General features: G+C 67.8%; 15 protein-coding genes. 7 read left to right on the forward strand and 8 right to left on the reverse strand.

Annotated elements, in window-relative coordinates; genetic code table 11:
- Nucleotides 1-62: 62 nt before the first annotated feature.
- Together ACSVDM_RS15710 and ACSVDM_RS15715 are read right to left on the reverse strand one after the other, a co-directional pair.
- Nucleotides 63-1,298, reverse strand: a complete 1,236-nt coding sequence (locus ACSVDM_RS15710; RefSeq protein WP_439265736.1) for a MurT ligase domain-containing protein — start codon at nt 1,296-1,298, stop codon at nt 63-65.
- Nucleotides 1,299-1,366: 68 nt separating this feature from the next.
- Nucleotides 1,367-3,028, reverse strand: a complete 1,662-nt coding sequence (locus ACSVDM_RS15715; protein WP_439265738.1) for a hydroxysqualene dehydroxylase — start codon at nt 3,026-3,028, stop codon at nt 1,367-1,369.
- Between the two features lie 383 nt (nt 3,029-3,411).
- Between ACSVDM_RS15715 and mycP the strand changes: the two genes are divergently transcribed.
- A complete protein-coding gene (mycP, locus tag ACSVDM_RS15720) occupies nt 3,412-4,746 on the forward strand; it encodes a type VII secretion-associated serine protease mycosin (protein ID WP_243750020.1) in 1,335 nt (444 codons plus the stop codon).
- Here mycP and ACSVDM_RS15725 read toward each other — a convergent pair.
- Complete coding sequence (locus ACSVDM_RS15725) at nt 4,695-5,684, reverse strand: EamA family transporter (protein WP_439265740.1); 990 nt, start codon at nt 5,682-5,684, stop codon at nt 4,695-4,697. The genes mycP and ACSVDM_RS15725 overlap by 52 nt on opposite strands.
- 72 nt (nt 5,685-5,756) lie before the next feature.
- Between ACSVDM_RS15725 and ACSVDM_RS15730 the strand changes: the two genes are divergently transcribed.
- Nucleotides 5,757-6,656 carry a LysR family transcriptional regulator gene (locus tag ACSVDM_RS15730; RefSeq protein ID WP_439265742.1) on the forward strand — a complete coding sequence of 300 codons (900 nt, stop codon included), beginning with the start codon at nt 5,757-5,759 and terminating at the stop codon, nt 6,654-6,656.
- 83 nt (nt 6,657-6,739) lie between these two features.
- On the opposite strand, the gene ACSVDM_RS15735 is transcribed toward ACSVDM_RS15730, so the two are convergent.
- Complete coding sequence (locus tag ACSVDM_RS15735) at nt 6,740-8,497, reverse strand: nucleotide-binding protein (RefSeq protein ID WP_439265799.1); 1,758 nt, start codon at nt 8,495-8,497, stop codon at nt 6,740-6,742.
- A 325-nt stretch (nt 8,498-8,822) separates the two neighbouring features.
- Nucleotides 8,823-10,622 (reverse strand): 2-isopropylmalate synthase, encoded by a 1,800-nt coding sequence (leuA, locus tag ACSVDM_RS15740; RefSeq protein WP_067494564.1) that lies wholly within the window; start codon nt 10,620-10,622, stop codon nt 8,823-8,825.
- A gap of 283 nt (nt 10,623-10,905) precedes the next feature.
- Here leuA and ACSVDM_RS15745 point away from each other — a divergent pair, with 283 nt between their 5' ends.
- The 3 genes from ACSVDM_RS15745 to ACSVDM_RS15755 all read left to right on the forward strand — a co-directional run bounded on the left by ACSVDM_RS15745 (nt 10,906) and on the right by ACSVDM_RS15755 (nt 14,336).
- The gene (locus ACSVDM_RS15745; protein ID WP_439265744.1) at nt 10,906-11,670 is read left to right on the forward strand and encodes a sulfite exporter TauE/SafE family protein; all 765 of its coding nucleotides are present in this window, start codon (nt 10,906-10,908) and stop codon (nt 11,668-11,670) included.
- Nucleotides 11,671-11,777: 107 nt separating this feature from the next.
- On the forward strand, nt 11,778-13,388 hold the full coding sequence (locus ACSVDM_RS15750; RefSeq protein ID WP_439265746.1) for a GMC oxidoreductase: 1,611 nt from the start codon (nt 11,778-11,780) through the stop codon (nt 13,386-13,388).
- A 156-nt stretch (nt 13,389-13,544) separates the two neighbouring features.
- Nucleotides 13,545-14,336 (forward strand): ion transporter, encoded by a 792-nt coding sequence (locus ACSVDM_RS15755; protein WP_439265748.1) that lies wholly within the window; start codon nt 13,545-13,547, stop codon nt 14,334-14,336.
- Here ACSVDM_RS15755 and ACSVDM_RS15760 read toward each other — a convergent pair.
- From ACSVDM_RS15760 to ACSVDM_RS15770, 3 genes are all read right to left on the reverse strand, one after another.
- Complete coding sequence (locus ACSVDM_RS15760; protein WP_439265750.1) at nt 14,323-15,525, reverse strand: low temperature requirement protein A; 1,203 nt, start codon at nt 15,523-15,525, stop codon at nt 14,323-14,325. The two genes, ACSVDM_RS15755 and ACSVDM_RS15760, sit on opposite strands and share 14 nt — an antisense overlap.
- 40 nt (nt 15,526-15,565) lie before the next feature.
- Nucleotides 15,566-16,024 carry an SRPBCC family protein gene (locus ACSVDM_RS15765; protein WP_439265752.1) on the reverse strand — a complete coding sequence of 153 codons (459 nt, stop codon included), beginning with the start codon at nt 16,022-16,024 and terminating at the stop codon, nt 15,566-15,568.
- 97 nt (nt 16,025-16,121) lie between these two features.
- Nucleotides 16,122-16,694 carry a TetR/AcrR family transcriptional regulator gene (locus tag ACSVDM_RS15770; protein WP_067494545.1) on the reverse strand — a complete coding sequence of 191 codons (573 nt, stop codon included), beginning with the start codon at nt 16,692-16,694 and terminating at the stop codon, nt 16,122-16,124.
- Nucleotides 16,695-16,766: 72 nt separating this feature from the next.
- Here ACSVDM_RS15770 and ACSVDM_RS15775 point away from each other — a divergent pair, with 72 nt between their 5' ends.
- Complete coding sequence (locus ACSVDM_RS15775) at nt 16,767-17,339, forward strand: dihydrofolate reductase family protein (protein WP_067640440.1); 573 nt, start codon at nt 16,767-16,769, stop codon at nt 17,337-17,339.
- 136 nt (nt 17,340-17,475) lie between these two features.
- Nucleotides 17,476-18,741, forward strand: coding sequence for an aspartate kinase (locus ACSVDM_RS15780; protein WP_067494539.1), 1,266 nt, complete (start codon nt 17,476-17,478; stop codon nt 18,739-18,741).
- Nucleotide 18,742 lies beyond the last annotated feature (1 nt).

Here is an 18,742-nt window from a genome sequence, read left to right on the forward strand (position 1 = left end):
CTCTCGGCATGCTCGGGCGCCCTCCGTGGTTACGCAAGCTGCCTCCTCCGGGCGCTGACCGATCATGCCCTGGCCTCCAGATCACGATTCAGATCGCGGAACGCGGTGTAGTTGGCCAGCACCTCGACATGCCCGGCGGGGCACGACGCGATGGCACGCACCGGATCGGGCACCAGCGTGTGCTCCACGCCGGCATAGGTCAGGCGGACGGCCAGGTCGGTGGCCCGCTCACCGGAGGCGACCACCTGCACCCCTTCGAAGTGTTCGAACCGCACATCCCACAACCACGACAGATCCTCACCGTCGGGCACCTGCCCGTTCACGGCGATCACCAGCCCGGCCGAGGACGGCTCGATCATCGACAGCGCCTCCTGCCAGCCCGCCGGGTTCTTGGCGAGCAGCAGCCGCGCGTCGTGTTCGCCGACGGTGACGGTGCGGTAGCGGCCCGCGATCTCACGCACCGTTGCGGTGGCATCGGTGGCCTTGGTCGCGTCGGCGCCGAGCGCCACGGCGGCGGCAACGGCCTGGGCCGCGTTCCCGCGATTGGCCCGGCCGGGCAGGGCAAGGTGCAGGGGCGCGCGGAACCCGTCGGGACCGCACAGCTGTTCGCCGTCGAGCCACCAATCCGGTTGCGGGCGGTGGAAATCGGTGCCGGTGGAACGCCAGTTCTCACCCTCCCAGACGATGGGTTCACCGCTGCGCGGGCAACTGGTCGCGTCGACGGCCCAGCCGCTGCCCGCGGCGACCCACACCACATTGGGGTGGTCGTAGGCGATGGACGCGACGAGCACGTCGTCGCAGTTGGCGATCACCACGGCATCGGGATGACGTTGCAGCCCGGCACGCAGTTTGCGTTCGATCATATTGATCTCGCCGACCCGGTCCAGCTGGTCGCGGCTGAGGTTCAGCAACACGACGGCGGCGGGGTCGAGCGCGTCACACACATGCGGCAGATGCAGCTCGTCGACCTCGATCGCGGCCAGCGCCACCCCGGGGTGCTGACTGAGCGCCGCGACGATGCCCGCGTCCATATTGGCGCCGTCGGCCTGGGTGGCGACCTGACCGAGGCTGCCGAGCGCGGCCGTGGTCATCCTGGTTGTCGTCGATTTGCCGTTGGTGCCGGTGATGAGCACCGTCCGGCGGTCGCGACCCAGCTGAGTCATGATCGTCGGATCGATTTTCAGCGCGATCAGGCCGCCGATCATCGAACCCTTGCCGCGGCCCGCCTTCTGCGAAGCCCACGACGCTGCCGCCGCCGCTCGCAAGGCCAGGCGCCCACGCACCGAGATGTCTGCCACGACGCGAGTCTATGTGCGCGGTGTTACGGCTGACTTTCGGGAGCGGTGTGAGCTGCGTCCGGTCGCGTTCACAGTGGCACGTCGAACAGGTTGGGCAGGCCCTTGGCGTAGCGGTCGGCATCGATCACGCGCAGCGGTTCGAGGCCGGGCGTGCGGCGCAGATGGAACACCTCGCAGTGCGGCGCCGCCGAACCGGCCACGTCGAGCAGGGCGTTCACTGCCGCGCGGGCGGACTCGTTGGCGCCTTCCATCGTTGCCAGGTCCACATCGGTGCGCACGTAATCGCCCGCGAGGAAAAGATTTTCGATGGGGCCGTGCGGTTCGGGGCGGTGGTCCCAGGAACCGGCGGTGTTGATCAGCAGCGGGTCGGCATTGGCATTGCGGCCGCCCTGCCAGGAGATTCCCGGATCGAGGAACCATGAATGCACCTCGGCGGGACGCAACAGCTGTTCGCGATCGTTGAGATGCTCGCTCAGCTGCGCCCACACCTCGCGGAAGATCTCCTCGTGCGTGCAGTCGGTGGCCGGTTTGCCGTAGAGGACGCCGGGGGTGTGCCAGTCGGAGATGTCGACCGACAGGCAGTCGGCCACCGAGCCGTCGCCGAAGGTGGGCAGCTTGTGCGTCCACAACTGGTTCTGGCTGATCGAGGTGAGCGACCACGGCGAATCCACGTATGCCGCATGACCACGTGAGATGCGCAGCGGCGCCCGGAAATAGATCTGTATGCCGTTCATCCAGTCGACGTGCAGCCGGTCCATCGCCGCGTACTGCGGCGCCAGCTCCAGCACGTCGGCCGACCACAGGGTCCGCGCGTGTTCGACGGGCAGCGCGACCACGAAGTAGTCGGCGTCGACCTCGCCGACCCCCGCCACCCGCGCGGCGGCGATGCGCCGATCGCGCACGACGAGTTCCTCCACTCGCGCGTTCAGCTCGAAACGCACACCGAGCCCGCGCAGATGCGCCACCCATGGGTCGATCCAGGCGGTATTGGTCGCGTTGTTGAGCACCCGGTCGAGCCCGCCGTCGTTGCCGATGCCCAGCGGGTTGCCGAGGAACTGCTCACCCATGCTGCCGATGGTTCTCGTGCTGGCCAGGTCTTCCTTGGCGGCCACCATGATGCTGGTCAGCGTGCGGGCCACGATGGCGCGGAACTCGTGCGAGCGCGTGTGCCCCTGCACGAAATCGCGCCACGAGGTGTGCTCCCACTGCCCGAAGCGGCGGGCCTGGCAGCTGCTGTTGAACACCAGCAGCCGGTTGGCGAAATACGCGGCCTCGTCGGCGGGCATTTTCGAGGTGGTGGTGATCGTCGCGGTGAGCGTTTCGCGGACCGCGTCGGCGGTGGTCACGGGCAGGCCCGTGCCGGGCAGGGCGAGCGAGATGTCGTCACCGCCGCGCCGGGAGAACCGCGCCTCGGGCACGGCGATCAGGTTGTTCCACACCCCGTCGGCGTTGCCGCGCACCGGGATTCGGCGCATCGTGTCGGGCAGGTTCCGGTAGAAACCGGGGAAGAAACGGAAACCGTGCTCACCGGGCAGGTCGGGGCGGCCGTCGCGCCCGGTGCCGGGAACGGCGATGCTGCGCGCCTTGCCGCCGAGCGCCCGCGCCTCGTAGACCGTGACCTCGAAGCCGCGCTCGGCGAGTTCGTGCGCCGCCGTCAACCCGGCCACACCACCGCCGAGCACCGCGACCCGGCGTCCGGGTGGAGCGGCCTTCGCGGGCACTCCTGTCACGGCCCCCGCCGCTACCACCCCCGCTGCGACCGTGCCGTGCAGAAAATTCCTGCGCGATACGGGCCACCGCTGTTCCGCCATACGCTGTTCAGCTGCCTTGCTCGAGTATTGCCTGCTATTTGCCACCACTCTAGAGCGCGGCGAAGACCTGGCTATATCGACCTGTGCGCAGTTCGCCGAGCTCGAAACCGACCGGTCACATGCTAGCGACCACCGGCCGGTCGCGGCGGCGATTCGGCAATCGGGTCCGGCCGTTCACCGGCGAACCGGGTAGGTGGCGGATGTGCGACAATGCCGCAGTGCGTGGGAATTGGTGGGGGCGCCGGCGGGCGCACAACGTAGTCACACGGGTTGTTCTCGTCGCGGGGATCGTCGGCTGTTCGGTGAGCATCGGCACGCCGACCGCTGCCGCGGCCCGGCCGCCCGCCATCGACGCCTCGGCCCTGCCGGGCGACGGGGCGCCCAAGCCGTACACCGAGGTCGAAGCGGCGAACCCGTGCACGAGCACGCGGACCAGCCCGTCCACCTCCACCCCACCGGCCCAGAAATTCCTCGGTCTCGAACCGGCCTGGCAGTTCAGCCGTGGCGCGGGACAGACCGTCGCGGTGATCGACACCGGCGTCGCCCGCCACCCCCGGTTGCCGAACATCATCGGCGGCGGTGACTATGTCGCCGACAGCGACGGCACCGTCGACTGCGACGCCCACGGCACCTTCGTGGCGGGCATCATCGCCGGTCAACCGTCCTCGACGGACGGTTTCTCCGGTGTCGCACCGGAGGCGCAGATCATCGGGATCAGGCAGTCGTCCAGCGCGTACCGGCCCAAGGGCCGTGAGGTCGACCCGAACGACCCCAAGAACGGCGGTGGCGTCGGCAATGTGTCGAGCCTGTCGGAGGCCGTGGTGCACGCGGCCAATATGGGCGCGACCGTCATCAACATCTCCGAAGTCGCTTGCGGCTCACCGACGATGAACGACCGCAAGCTCGGTGCGGCCGTCGCGTACGCGGCGACGGTGAAGGACGCGGTCATCATCGCCTCGGCAGGCAACAGTGACAACAAGGCCTGCACCGGCAATCCGGGGATCAACCCGCTTAAACCTGGTGCGGATCCGTGGGATTCGCTGGCTACCGCCGTGACTCCCGCCTGGTATGACGAGTACGTGCTCTCGGTCGGTTCGGTCGACCTCAACGGACAGCCCTCGTCGTTCACCGTGCCCGGCCCGTGGGTCGGAGTGTCGGCGCCCGGTGAGCAGATCGTGTCGCTGGATCCCAACAGCGGTGGGCTCGCATACGCGACCGTCACCAACCAGGGCGACAGCAATATCGCGGGCACCTCGTTCGCCGCGCCGTATGTCGCTGGGGTGGCGGCGCTGGTGCGGGCCCGGTTCCCGCATCTCACCGCCGCCCAGGTGATCCATCGCATCCAGGCGACCACCCACTCCACCCCGGAGGGCTGGAACCCCTACGGCGGGTTCGGCACCATCGACCCCGTCGCCGCGCTCACCCACGATGTCGACACGACGACACCACTGGTCAAGAAGCCGTCGAGCGCGGAGGGACGCCAGGTGCAGCTGGCCGTGCCGCCCACTCCGCCCGCGCCCGACAACACCGCGCGGAATGTGGCGTTGATCGGGTTGGGCGTCGTGGTGGTGCTGTGTGTGCTCGGTTATCTCGCCTCGTTCCCGATCGTGCGTGCGCTCGGCGGACGCAGGGACTGACCAACCGCGGCATCGATCGGGACAGGTGCCGGTTCGGTGGTCGGCGTCGAAACCGGAAGGGCCTTGGCGGTGGTCGCCGCGAAGGCCCCCGCGATGACGATCACGCCACCGAAAAGGGCTGCGGCCGTGGGCTGTTCGTCCAGCACCAGCCACGCCGCGGCGATGCCGACGACCGGGACGAGCAGCGACAGCGGGGCCACGGTACCGGCCGGGTAGCGGCTCATCAGGTACGTCCACAGGCCCGAGCCGCAGACCGTGGCGAGGATCGCGATGTAGGCGACGGCGATCAGCGCGGGCGGCCCGGTTTCGGTGGCGAAGGCCGAGCCGAGTGCCGCGAAACCGGCCGTCGGGCCCTCGACGGCCATCGACAGGGCGAGCAGCGGCAGCACCGGGACCACCGACATCCACAACGTCAGATGCAGCGGGTCGAAGCCGGGGGAGTCGGCGCCTGCCTTGCGGGCGCCGATATTGCCGAACGCCCAGCCGAGGCCGCCCGCGAGGGTGAGCAGGACCGGCAGCAGGGTGGCATGGGCCATGCGGTCGGCACCGATGATCGTCATCCCGAGCACGGCGACCACCAGGCCCGCGATCTGCACCGGCCGCAACCGTTCGCGCAGCAGCACCGCGCCGAGCACGACCGTGAACGGCGCCGAGGACTGCAGGACCAGTGAGGCCAGGCCGGTCGGCATGCCGAGGTGCATGGCGGTGAACAGGAACGCGAACTGCGCGATGCCGAAACCCGCGCCGTAGAGCAGCAGCCAGCGTGTCGGCACGGCCGGGCGCGGAATGAACACGAGCACCGGCAGCGCGATGACGGCGAAGCGGAGGGCGGCGAAGAAGAACGGCGGGAAGTGGTCGAGGCCGATGCGGATGGCCAGGAAGTTCAGGCCCCACAGGACGACGACGGTCAGGCCGAGCAGGCGGTCACGGGTGGTCACGTGGTCTATCGTGCGGTCGGCTAATCATCAGGACAATCGAATTAAAGTGGATGAATGAAGTAGATTTACTTCATGTTTTCGGTCGACCGGTTGCGGATTCTGCGGGAACTCGCCGAACGCGGCACCGTCGCCGCGGTGGCCGAGGCGCTGTCGATGACACCCTCGGCGGTGTCGCAGCAATTGAAGGTGCTCGCCAGGGAAGCGGGCGTCGCCCTGCTCGAGCCGGACGGCAGGCGGGTGCGGCTCACCGACGCCGGTCAGGCCCTCGTGCTCCGCGCGGACGACGTGCTCGCCGCCATGGACCGGGCCGTGGCGGAGATGGCCCACTATCGCGGGTCGCCGCGTGGTCAGGTGCGGGTGGCGTCGTTCCCGTCCGGTGCCGCCCTGCTGCTGCCTCCGGTGCTCACCGCGCTCGCCGACAGCGGTGTGGAACTCGTCGCGGGCGACGAGGATCTGCCGCCGAGCGAAGCGTGGAAGCTGCTCGCCGACTACGACATCGTGCTCACCCACCGCGACGAACGAGCGCCCTCGCTGGCCGGGCCACGACTCGCCGCGCGGGTACTCATGCGCGAACCGATCGACGTGGTCGTCGCGGCGGATCACCCTCTGGCGAACCGTGATTCGGTGCGGCCCGAGGAACTGGCCGACGAGACCTGGGTGAGTGTGCGCGGCGGTTTCCCGGTCGACGACGTGCTCAACTCCATTGCCACCGTCACCGGGGTGCGACCACGGATCGCGCAGCGGCTCAACGAGTTTCGGGTGATCGAGACCGTTGTCGCCTCGGGCTACGGCGTCGCGCTGATGCCACGATTCGCCGTCGCCCACCCGGAGCTGACGGTGCTGCGGCTCGACGGGGTGCGGGCGGCGCGGGTGTACGAGATCGTCACCCGGCCACAGGCGCATCGCCGTCCGGCGATCGCCACGGTGCTCGCGGCCTTCGAGACAGCCGCAGCGGACGTGCTGACTCGCTGAGGCCGGTCGACTCGACAGGCGCGCATCGAGCCGGCCTGTGCGGTGCGACGGCCGACGTGGCGAGGCCACGCCGGCCGACTACGTCAGAACTGACCGTGCTGGTACTGGCCCGGCTGGAACTGCCCGGTCTGGAACTGGGCCTGCATACCCGGCTGGAACTGCTGCTGACCGTGGTAGCCGAAATCGTCGGCGACCATCGCGGCCAGCTCCAGCAGGGCGCGCCGGGTCGGCTTGCTCACCAGTTCGAGGTCGATCTCGGCGCCCTCGGCCAGGTGGTCGTCGAACGGGACGACCTGCACCGCGCGGGTGCGGTCGAGGAACAGCTTGCGCAGCTGGTCCAGGTCGACCGTCGAGGCGCCGCGCCGCGACGCGTTCACCACCACGACGGTGCGCTCGACCAGCTTGGAGTAACCGTGGTGGTCGAGCCAGTCCAGCGTCGCCGACGCACTGCGCGCACCGTCGATCGCGGGCGAGGTGACCAGCACCAGCGAGCTCGCCATATCCAGCACACCGGCCATCGCCGAGTGCATCAGACCGGTGCCGCAGTCGGTGAGGATGATGTTGTAGAACGACTGCAGGATGCCGATCGCCTTGCGGTAATCGGCCTCGCTGAACGCCTCCGACACGGCCGGGTCCTGCTCGGACGCAAGCACTTCCAGCCGGCTCGGCGCCTGCGAGGTGTGCGCACGCACATCCGAGTAGCGGGTGATGCTCTGGTCCTCGAGCAGGTTGCGCACCGTCGAACGGGTCTGGCGCGGCACCCGGTGGGCGAGGGTGCCCAGGTCGGGGTTGGCGTCGATGGCGATCACGCGGTCACCACGCTGGGAGGCGAAGGTGGAGCCCAGGCCGACGGTGGTCGTCGTCTTACCGACACCACCCTTGAGCGAGAGGATCGCGATCCGGTAGTCGCCGCGCACCGGCTGATTCACCCGCTCGACGAGGTCGCGATGCACCACATCGGCCGCCGACTCACCCGGATTGATGACACCACCGGACACCTTGTGCACAGCCTTGCGCCACCCGCTGCGCGGCGACTTACGCGCCCGCTTCAGCAGATTCAGGTCGTTGACCGAATGACCCGGCTGCCCGGGCTGTGTCATGTGCTGCGGCTGGAACGGCTGCTGCTGCGGTGCGCCCCACTGCTGCCCGGGCGCTCCCATCGGCGCGCCACCGGGGAACTGCCCCTGCGGCTGCATCGGCTGCCCACCGAATTCACCCGGTTGCGGTTGACCTGGCTGCCCGAAATCGCCCGGTTGCGGTTGACCCGGCATCTGGCCGGGCTGCCCGAATTCCCCGGACGGCATCTGACCCGGCTGGCCGAACTCACCCGGCGGCGGACCCGGCGGCATCCCGCCCTGCATGGGCGGCTGGTACATCGGCGGGGGAGGCGGCGCCCAGCTGTAGATCGGCTCCGACTGCGGGCCCTGCGGCGCGACCGGTTCCTGTCCGGGGAACTGCGGCTGCTCCTGGCCCGGGAACTGTTGCCCGGGGAACTGCGGCTGATCGAGGCCGGCCTGCGGTTCCTGGCCCGGATGCTGCGGCGGCGCACCGGGATACGGCTGCTCACCGGTCGGATACTGACCCGGCTGACCAGGCCACGGTTGCTGCTCGGGGGCATTCGCCACCGGGTGCGCGCCACCGCTCTGATACGGGTCGGGCACCGAAAACGTGTTCTGCGCAAAGGGTCCGGGCACGAACCCGCCCGGCTGGAAGACGGTCTGCTCGGAGATCCCGACCTCCGCCTCGGCGGGCGGCTGCTCATCGGGCTTGTCGGTGCTCTCGGCCGCCGGTTCGGCAGCGGCTTCGACGGCTTCGTTCTCGTCGTCGCGCACCGTCTGCACCCCGGAGGGACCGGACGCAGCGTCGGCCGTATCAGCCGACGGACTCTGCAGCCAGGGCGGAGAGGTCGGATTATGGTCGTTGTCGGTCACAGTTCCCCCACTTGCTCGATCTTTTCGAGCAGGAAGCTCGGTGCTGAATGTGCACCAAAACGCTAGCACGCGGCTAATCTTCGCGCGCTAGTGGCAGCAGGCCGACGGGCAGTAGTGACGGTGCATGAGCCCAGCTCAGCGAAGGTTCCGCACGGCCGGCAGTGCGCTAGGCGGCTCCTGCGCCAAAACACCGAAGGCCGGGCAACGCCTACGCTGCCCGGCCCCGATGCTGTTCTCAGCGGTTGGCGGCTCGGTTCACTGCCGAGACGACCGCGCGCAGGGAAGCAGTCGTAATGGAGGTGGCGATGCCGACACCCCAGACGACCTTGTCACCCACAGCGACCTCGACGTAAGCGGCGGCCTGAGCATCGTCACCCGCCGACATGGCGTGCTCGCTGTAGTCCAGCACCCGCACGTCGTAACCAACAGTGGCCAGCGCATCGACGAAGGCCGCCAGCGGACCGTTGCCCGACCCGCTGATCTCCTGCTCGACCCCATCGACCTTCACCGTCGCGACGATGGAGTCCACCCCACCATCGGTCTCGGCGGCGGTAACCGTCTGCTTGATGCGTTCCAGCGGCAGAATCGGATTCAGGTACTCCGTGGCGAAGACGTCCCACATCTCCTTGGGCGTCACCTCGCCGCCTTCACCGTCGGTGATCGCCTGGATGGCCTGCGAGAACTCGATCTGCAGGCGGCGCGGCAGCACCAGCCCGTGATCGGTCTTCATGATGTAGGCGACGCCGCCCTTGCCGGACTGCGAGTTCACCCGGATCACGGCCTCGTAGGTGCGGCCGACGTCCTTCGGGTCGATCGGCAGGTACGGGACCTCCCAGACGATGTCGGCGACGTCGGCGTCCTGCGCGTCGGCGGTGGCCTTCATCGCGTCCAGGCCCTTGTTGATGGCGTCCTGGTGGCTGCCGGAGAACGCGGTGTAGACCAGGTCACCGCCGTAGGGGTGACGCTCGGCCACGGCCAGCTGGTTGCAGTACTCGACCGTGCGACGGATCTCGTCGATGTCGGAGAAGTTGATCTGCGGGTCGATGCCACGGGAGAACATGTTCATGCCGAGGGTCACCAGGCAGACGTTGCCGGTGCGCTCACCGTTGCCGAACAGGCAGCCCTCGATGCGGTCGGCACCGGCCTGGTAGCCCAGCTCGGCGGCCGCGACGGCGGTGCCGCGGTCGTTGTGCGGGTGCAGCGACAGCACGATGGAATCGCGGCGGGCCAGGTTGCGGTGCATCCACTCGATCGAGTCGGCGTACACGTTGGGCGTGGCCATCTCGACGGTCGCGGGCAGGTTGATGATCAGCGGCTTGGCCGGGGTGGGCGCGATGATCTCGGAGACCGCGTCGCACACCTCGCGCGCGTAGTCCAGCTCGGTACCGGTGTAGGACTCCGGGCTGTACTCGTAGCGCCACTCGGTGTCGGGGTAGCGCTTCTCGATCTCCAGGCACAGCGCGGCGGCGTCGGTGGCGATCTTCTTCACCGCGTCGCGGTCGGCGCGGAACACGACCCGGCGCTGCAGGATCGAGGTGGAGTTGTAGAAGTGCACGATCACGTTCGGCGCACCGTTGCACGCTTCGAAGGTGCGCTCGATCAGCTCGGGGCGGCACTGGGTGAGCACCTGGATGGTGACGTCGGCGGGGATCGCGCCGTCTTCGATGATCTCGCGGACGAAGTCGAAATCGGTCTGGCTGGCGGCCGGGAAGCCGACCTCGATCTCCTTGTAACCCATCCGGACCAGCAGGTCGAACATGCGGCGCTTGCGGGCGGGGCTCATCGGGTCGATGAGGGCCTGGTTGCCGTCGCGCAGGTCGACGGCGCACCACGCGGGCGCGCGGTCGATGATCTTGTCCGGCCAGGTGCGGTCGGGCAGCGTGATCGGCTCGACCTCCTCGGCGTACGGGCGGTACCGGAAGGCCGGCATCGAGGAGTTCTTCTGGTTGTTCCAAGCGGGCTGGTCGGCCGGGGCAGGTTTGCTGGGGGCCGTGATGGTGCGCGAAGCGGATACGAATGCGTCAGCCGAGGACATGCAAGTTTCTCCGTGGGTGTGGTGGATTCCCTGATGGGAGCGGGTCGACCGGCGCGTTGGAACCCCGCGACGGGAGCCGGTCCGTATCAGAACCCGTCGCGGCGGCCGAGAAGAAGTGCCCGCTGCATGATTCCCCGAGCTTACCGTGTGCGAAGCCGCGCTGGTAAGCGGCCTGCGGAATTGGGTACGCCGATTCTGCCGCACCGTCCGACCGGTACGGTTTCCAGGGACAGCAACGCTTGTACGTGCCTGGCGCACGACGAGACGTCCCAAAGGAATTCGCATGACTTGGTTCGAGCAACTGGCCGTCTTCGTGGCCGGAATCGCGGCGGGTGGCATCAACACCATCGTCGGGTCCGGCACACTCATCACCTTCCCCGCGCTGTTGGCCTTCGGTTTGCCACCGGTGACGGCGAACGTCTCCAACACCATCGGTCTGGTCCCCGGCTCGGTGAGCGGGGTGATCGGATACCGCCGCGAACTGGTCGGCCAGCGCGAGCGGCTGCTGCAACTGGGCACCGCCTCGCTGCTCGGCGGCATCACCGGCGCGGTACTGCTGCTGACCACGCCCGCGGCGGCGTTCAAGGCGGTGGTCCCGGTGCTCATCATCGCGGCCCTGATCCTGGTGATCGTGCAGCCGCGCCTGGCGGCCTGGGTGAAACGTCGCCGCGGCGAGGACACCCCCGCACCAGCACACGGGGGGCTGATCCTGCTCGTCGCGGTGTTCGGCACCGGCATCTACGGCGGCTACTTCGGCGCGGCCCAGGGCGTACTTCTCGTCGGGCTGCTCGGGGTGTTCGTGCACGAGGACATCCAGCGGCTCAACGCGGTGAAGAACGTGCTCGCGCTGATCGTGAACGCGGTGTCGGCGGTGATCTTCATCGTGATCGCCGACGTGAACTGGCAGGCGGTGGCGCTGATCGCGGTCGGCTCGATCATCGGCGGTCAGCTCGGCGCGAAGGTGGGCCGCAAGTTGCCGCCGAATGTGCTGCGCGCGGTGATCGTCGTTGTCGGTTCCATCGCTGTGATCCGCCTGCTGACGACCTGACGTGGGCGCCTGCTGGTGATCGGTGACAAATCCGGCCACTAGCGGGGTCGATTCGGAAGTTGCGCGGTATTCTGCGCTCGGCCATGCGTGATGAGGGAGGTGGCCTGGTGCACAGACGTGCCTTCTTCAAGGCGGCGGGACTGGCGACGCTCGCCGGGACTGTCGGATCGACCCTGACGGGCACGTCCGCGCACGCCGACCCGCGATCGGCGATGTTCGAATCGTGGGTACCCGAGATCTTCGCCCCGGTTCCGGACGCGCCCGCGCACACGAGCGCCATCGTCATCGGCTCCGGCTTCGGTGCCGCCGTCACCGCGTTGCGCCTGGCCGAGGCGGGCATCGACAACACCGTGCTCGAGCGCGGTTCGCGCTGGCCCAACGACCCGTGGCGCGAGATCTTCACCGGCGACGACCTGCCCGACGGGCGCGGCTTCTGGCATCGCACCAGCTTCACCGGGGTCACCAAGGTGCCGATGAGTTTCGGTGCCTTCGGCGGTGTCCTCGACGTCACCGAGTTCGCGGGTATCGACGTGTGGCGGGCGGCGGCCGTCGGTGGCGGTTCGGTGATCTTCACCGGCGCCATGGTCGCTCCCGAGCGCAGGCTCTTCGACCAGGTCTTCGGCGGTGTCGTCGACTACGGCGAGCTGGAACGGGTGTACTTCCCGAGGGTGCGTCAGATGCTGCGCCTGGACCCGATGCCCGGTGACATCTACCAGTCCCAGCCGTTCACGCACTCCCGTGCCTGGGACGATCAGGTGCGGGCGGCCGGGTACCAGCCGGTGCCCAACGACTCGATCTTCACCTGGGACGTGCTGCGCGCCGAGCTGGCGGGCGGCTCGCGTCCGTCGGCCACCGTCGCCCGGTCCAACCTCGGCAATTCCAACGGTGCCAAATTCGATCTGAACCAGAACTACCTGCGCTACGCCGAGCAGACCGGCCGTTCACGGGTGTACCCCGGTCACCGGGTCGACAGCATCGCCCAGGAACCCGGCGGCAAGTTCGTGGTCACCGTGACGAAATTGGCCCCGACCGGCGCGCAGCTCGGCACCCGCACCCTGACCTGCGACAAGTTGTTCCTCGGCGCCGGTTCCGTCGGCACCTCCGAACTGCTGGTTCGCGCCCAGGCCACCGGCGCGCTGCCCAACCTCAACGAGCACATCGGCGACGGCTGGGGCACCAACGGTGACGTGGTCCTGGCCCGCGGCGCCAGCGGCCTGGCCGGTTTCGGTCAGGGCGTGCCGAGCGCGAGCCGCATCTACGACGAGTCCACGATGCCGTTGACGCTCGAGAACTGGTACATCCCCGGCATCCCCTTCGAAACCGGCGCGCTCGCCTCGCTCGGCATGGTGCTCGACCCGACCCGCGCCCGCTTCGGTTACCACCCGGCCACCGGCGGCGTCGGCCTCACCTGGCCGACCGCCGCCCAGGATGCCGTGGTGCACGCGGCACGCACGGTCGACCGCCGGATCGCCGACCGGGCCGGTGCGCTGGCCGAATACGGCGCCCTCGGCTACGACGCCAACGCCGAGTTCACCGCCCACCCGCTGGGCGGCGCGGTGCTCGGCAAGGCCACCGACGCCTACGGCCGGGTGCACGGACACCCCGGGCTGTACGTGATGGACGGTGCCGCGATTCCCGGCAGCACCGCCACCGTCAACCCGTCACTGACCATCACGGCGCTGGCCGAACGCAATATCGAGGCGATCCTGCGCGGCTGACACGCGCCGAAGCCCACTCGGACGGCGCCGCAACCAATTAGCGTGGGCAAAGTACTGGCCGCCGATCGGGCGGGCCGAGTAGCGGCGTCAGCCGCCGGAACCACAGGAGCGGTCGAGTTGGCGTCACCGGGGATCGAACCGGTCGAGGTACAGGACGTGCGGACCACAACGCCGTCGATGCGCCTCGACATCTTCATGCTCGTCCTGGCGATCGTGTCGGTGGTGCTGGTCGCCTGGATCACCTTCTTCCCGGTGTCGGGCAAGACCTATCACGCCATCGTGGTGGTCGACTGGATCATCTGCGGCATCTTCGCGATCGAGTTCCTGTGGCGCTGGCGGCGAGCGGGCTGGCCGTGGACGTTCCCGTTCGTCTACTGGTACGAAGTGCTCGGCATGATCCCGGTGACCAGCCCGATCTTCCGTGGCTTCCGATTGCTGCGGATCGTGGTGATCCTGATCCGGCTCGGCCGGGTGGCCGACCGGGCGTTCGGTGAGCGGGTGACGGCCAAGATCGTCAACCGGTTCGTCGGCACCATCGTCGACGTGATCCGCCGCCCGATGACCGTCGCGATCCTCGACGAGGTCTCCAATGTGCTGCGCGCGGGCCACTACACCAAGAACATCGCCGCCGCGCTCGAGGAGAACCACGCCGAGATCGACCAGCTCATCGTCGATCTCATCAAGAACGACCCGCAGACCGGCAAGCTGCGTTACGTGCCGTTCCACGACGACATCATCCGGCTCGTCGCCGACACCGTCTACCGCATGCTCAACCAGTTGCTCGACGATCCGCGCACCGACGAACTGGTCGCCGACATGCTGCGCGAGAACCTCGACCAGATCAACGAGGCCGTGCGCGCCGGCGTGCGGGTGCCGCCCTCACAGCGCGGCGCGACACCGGCCGAACACGGTGTGCGCCATCATCTCTCGCAGATCAAGCGTGCCTGATCTCGTCGCGCCTGCGCGCATAGTGCACCGTCTCCCAGATCACCGGCGCGGCGAGGACCGCGCACAGCAGGCCGAGGGAGACGAGCGCGGGCAGCTGCGCGGCGACCGGGATCAACGCGAACAGTAGAGCCGCCACCAGCACTCGGGCGGTCGAGAACTGCCGCACCGCGGCGTATTTCGCGCCGACGACCGCCAGCAGGAACACCGCGGGCCCGGCGTAGAGCGCGCCGAGCGGAATGCCGTACAGCGGATCGGTGAGTTGATGGTGCGAGGAGTCGCCCACGTAGTACAGCACCTTCTTCAGCCCCAGCGAGAGCGCGATGACACCGGCGATCATCGGGAAGTGCCCGTAGGTGTAGCTGAACTGGGCGATCTTGATCTGCGCCGAACCCTTCGCGTTCGCCAGTCCCTCTTCCATCGAGATGGCGGCCACGTCGAAGTACAGCCACCACAGCAGACCCGACACCGTGAGCCCGAGCATGGAGGCCACCGTGATCGGCCACGAGATCGGCAATCCGGCCACGCCGATGCCGATGGACACGATCGACTCACCCAGCGCGACGATGACGATCAGCCCGTACCGTTCGGCGAAATGCTTGGCCGAGTTGATCCGCCAATCCGTGCCCGCCACCGCCGTCCAGACCATGTCGCCGACGATCGCGGCGAGCCACAGCAGTATCTGGGCCAGCCCGGAGGTGGTCGCGGCGATCACCAGCAGTGCGGTGCCGATCGTGATCGACCCCAGCGCCCAGCGCAGCAGCTGCCCGCGCAACTTGGGATCGTCGCGGCTCACCGTCCAGAAGATGACGACATGCACCAACCGCACGACCAGGTAGGCGATGGCGAAGACGAGTGGCCCGTACCAGCCGCCGGGCAGGTCGACGAACGCCTCGGGGATGGTGAGCGCGGCCAGGAACGCCCCGCCCATGGCGACGAAGATGCCCACTCGGGCGATGCCCTCGTCGGCGCGCACCACATTGCCCAGCCACGAATAGGCGATCCACAACCACCACATGAGCGCGAGCACCAGCAGGGCGCGCAGCATGTTCACGGCCGAGGTGTTGTCGGCGGCCAGGTCGGTGACCATCGTGAACGCGAAGACGATCACCAGGTCGAAGAACAGCTCTAGCTGGGTGACCGAGCTGCCCTCGGTCACGGGCTGGAATCTGGCCCGTGGTTTTCCGATCATCGGCCTATCGTGTCACCTCGGAGCCGGGGCGGCGCGCTACTCAGCCGACGGCGTAGCCCTCGTTCTCCGGGAATCGCTCGGCGAAGTCGATGAAATTCGCGACCGCTTCCTCGTTCTGCTTGCGCAAGGTGCGGTTGAACAGGATGCCGGGGATGGGCAGCGGATAGCGCAGCTCGACGTGCAGATCGACCTCGGTGACCTCGCCCCCTTCGAACAGCTCGAACGAGCCGCCGCCCTTGGAACCGCGACTGCTGTCGACGACCTCCCAGGACACCCGGTTCGGTTCCCAGTGATATTCCAGCACCTGGGTGTCGGAATCACCCATGAAGTGGGCGGTGACGAACACCCGCCGCGGTCTGCCTTCGGCATCGGGCGGGCCCATCCGCACATCGCTGTAGGACGGCGACCACTCCGCTAGGCGATCGACTGCCAGTAGGGCATCCATGACCTGGTCGATATGAGCATCAACGGTGAAACGGATGTCGATCTTCGAGCGCATCTTGCCTGTCCTCCGAACCCCCGCTGTCTCTCGCGCCGATTGTGCACAGTTGTACCAGTGATCGTCAACACGTCTATGGTCTGGACAAACGACCGGGTCAGCCGCGAATTGCCCGCTCGACGGCGATTTCGATCAGCTGGGAACTCTGTTGCTCGGTGAACACCCCTGGGAGGGTTAGGTGTTCGAGGATCAGCCAGTTCAGCGCCAGGTACAGCAGTAGTACGGAGGCTTCGTCGCCCGGCTGACCCGACGCCAGGTGATTGCGGACATTGAATTCCAGATCCGCGCCGACCCGCTCGGTGAGCACCTTGCGCAGCTCCGGACGACGGGTCGCTTCGAGACGTAATTCCAGCAGCGCGAGGTAGGCGGTGCGGTGCGATTCGAGCCTGCCGACGACCTCTTTCATCAACGCGGTGATGTTCTCGACCGTTTTCGGTCCCTCGCTGACCAGGGCGAGCGTCTCCTCGGTCGGCTGGACCACCTCGTAGAAGCGGCTGCCCGCCTGGGTGAGCAGTTCGTCGCGGTTGGCGAAGTAGTTGGAGGCGGTTCCGGCGGGCACGTTCGCCTGTTTGTCGACGGCGCGGAAGGTGAGGCCGCGGGCGCCCTCGGCGGCGAGGACCTCGATGGCGGCGTCGAGCAGGGCTTGTCGACGTTCGGGATTTTTTCGCACTTGACACCACTCCGTCTGTAGTACTACGTTTTAACCACTTCACCCATAGTACAACAACTGAGGCGGTACCCCATGCGAAAGCTCGTCTACTACATCGGCGTCTCCCTCGACGGCTACATCGCAGGTCCCGGCGGTGAGGTCGACTTCTACCCGACGCCACCCGAGTACGTGGAGTGGATGATGAAGGAGTTCCCCGACTCCATCCCCACCCACCTGCGCGCCCACTTCGGCATGGACCCTGAGCTACCGGCCCAGCACTGGGACACCGTGCTGATGGGGCGCGGCACCTATGTACTGCCGGAGGGGCACATCGAGAGCCCGTTCTCACACCTGAAGCAGTACGTCGTGTCATCTTCGCTCGATCAGAGCGAACATCCCGGCGTCGAGATCTTCTCCGGCGATCCCGTCGAGCTGGTGCGCGAGCTGAAGAAGGAGGACGGTGCGGACATCTGGCTGTGCGGCGGCGGCAAGCTGGCCGGTCAGCTCATCGACGAGATCGACGAAATGGTCGTCAAGAGCTACCCGGTGATCGCGGGCTCCGGGGTTCCGGTGTTCACCGGCGTCTTCAAACCGACAAACTTCCGTCCTGTCCGGCGCCAGGAATTCGGCAACGGCACGCAGGTCACCTGGTTCGAGCGGGCCTGATCGCCGAGATCGGGCACAGGTGACGAGCCTGTGTCGTTTTGCACAGGTCAGGGAGGTAGCGGCAGATCACGGGACCGGCGGCCGGTACTCTAGGTCCCTGATACCGAACTGATACCCGATCGCGAAGGACCTTGCTGTGGCTCTCGTTGTTCAGAAGTACGGAGGATCCTCGGTGGCCACCGCCGAGCGGATCCGGCGCGTCGCTGAACGGATCGTGGAGACCAAGAAGCAGGGCCACGACGTGGTCGTGGTCTGCTCGGCGATGGGTGACACCACCGACGAACTCCTCGATCTCGCCGAGCAGGTGGCCCCCGCGCCACCCGCTCGCGAGATGGACATGCTGCTCACCTCCGGTGAGCGCATCTCGAACGCGTTGGTGGCCATGGCCATTCACACCCTCGGCGCCGAGGCGCGCTCGTTCACCGGCTCGCAGGCCGGTGTCATCACCACGGGCGCGCACGGCAACGCCAAGATCATCGACGTCACCCCCGGCCGCCTGCAGGAAGCCCTCGACGAAGGCCAGATCGTGCTGGTGGCCGGCTTCCAGGGCGTGAGCCAGGACAGCAAAGACGTCACCACGCTGGGCCGCGGCGGTTCCGACACCACCGCCGTCGCCCTGGCCGCGGCGCTGAAAGCCGATGTCTGCGAGATCTACACCGACGTCGACGGCATCTTCAGCGCCGACCCGCGCATCGTCAAAGACGCGCAGAAGCTCGACAACATCTCCTACGAGGAAATGCTCGAGATGGCGGCCTGCGGCTCGAAGGTGCTCATGTTGCGCTGCGTCGAGTACGCGCGCCGCTACAACGTGCCCGTTCATGTCCGGTCGTCCTACACCGACAAGATCGGCACCACTGTTTTCGGATCGATGGAGGACATTCCCGTGGAGCAGGCAATCCTGACCGGCGTCGCGCACGACCGCAGCGAAGCCAAGGTGACCGTCGTGGCACTGCCGGACGAGCCGGGCTACGCGGCCAAGGTGTTCCGCGCGGTCGCCGACGCCGAGATCAACATCGACATGGTGCTGCAGAACATCTCCAAGGTCGACACGGGCAAGACCGACATCACCTTCACCCTGCCCAAGACCGACGGCGCCCGCGCGGTGGAGATGCTCACCAAGCGTCAGGACGAGATCGGTTTCGCGCAGGTCCTCTACGACGACCACATCGGCAAGGTGTCGCTGGTCGGTGCGGGCATGAAGTCGCACCCGGGCGTCACCGCGACCTTCTGTGAGGCGCTGGCCAACGCGGGCGTCAACATTGATCTGATCTCCACCTCGGAGATCCGGATCTCGGTGCTCGTGCGCGACACCGAACTCGACGAGGCCGTGCAAGTGCTGCACAAGGCCTTCGATCTCGGCGGCGACGAAGACGCTGTCGTCCACGGCGGAACGGGGCGCTGAT

This window comes from Nocardia sp. JW2 (assembly GCF_051843015.1).
Taxonomy (GTDB): domain Bacteria; phylum Actinomycetota; class Actinomycetes; order Mycobacteriales; family Mycobacteriaceae; genus Nocardia; species Nocardia coubleae.

What these genes read in the sequence shown, in the direction of transcription:
- ACSVDM_RS15775 (WP_067640440.1), top strand. Translation starts at nt 16,767, where the DNA reads ATGCGAAAGCTCGTCTACTACATCGGCGTCTCCCTCGACGGCTACATC.
- ACSVDM_RS15730 (WP_439265742.1), top strand. Translation starts at nt 5,757, where the DNA reads ATGTTTTCGGTCGACCGGTTGCGGATTCTGCGGGAACTCGCCGAACGC.
- ACSVDM_RS15765 (WP_439265752.1), bottom strand. Translation starts at nt 16,024, where the DNA reads ATGCGCTCGAAGATCGACATCCGTTTCACCGTTGATGCTCATATCGAC.
- ACSVDM_RS15760 (WP_439265750.1), bottom strand. Translation starts at nt 15,525, where the DNA reads ATGATCGGAAAACCACGGGCCAGATTCCAGCCCGTGACCGAGGGCAGC.
- ACSVDM_RS15745 (WP_439265744.1), top strand. Translation starts at nt 10,906, where the DNA reads ATGACTTGGTTCGAGCAACTGGCCGTCTTCGTGGCCGGAATCGCGGCG.
- leuA (WP_067494564.1), bottom strand. Translation starts at nt 10,622, where the DNA reads ATGTCCTCGGCTGACGCATTCGTATCCGCTTCGCGCACCATCACGGCC.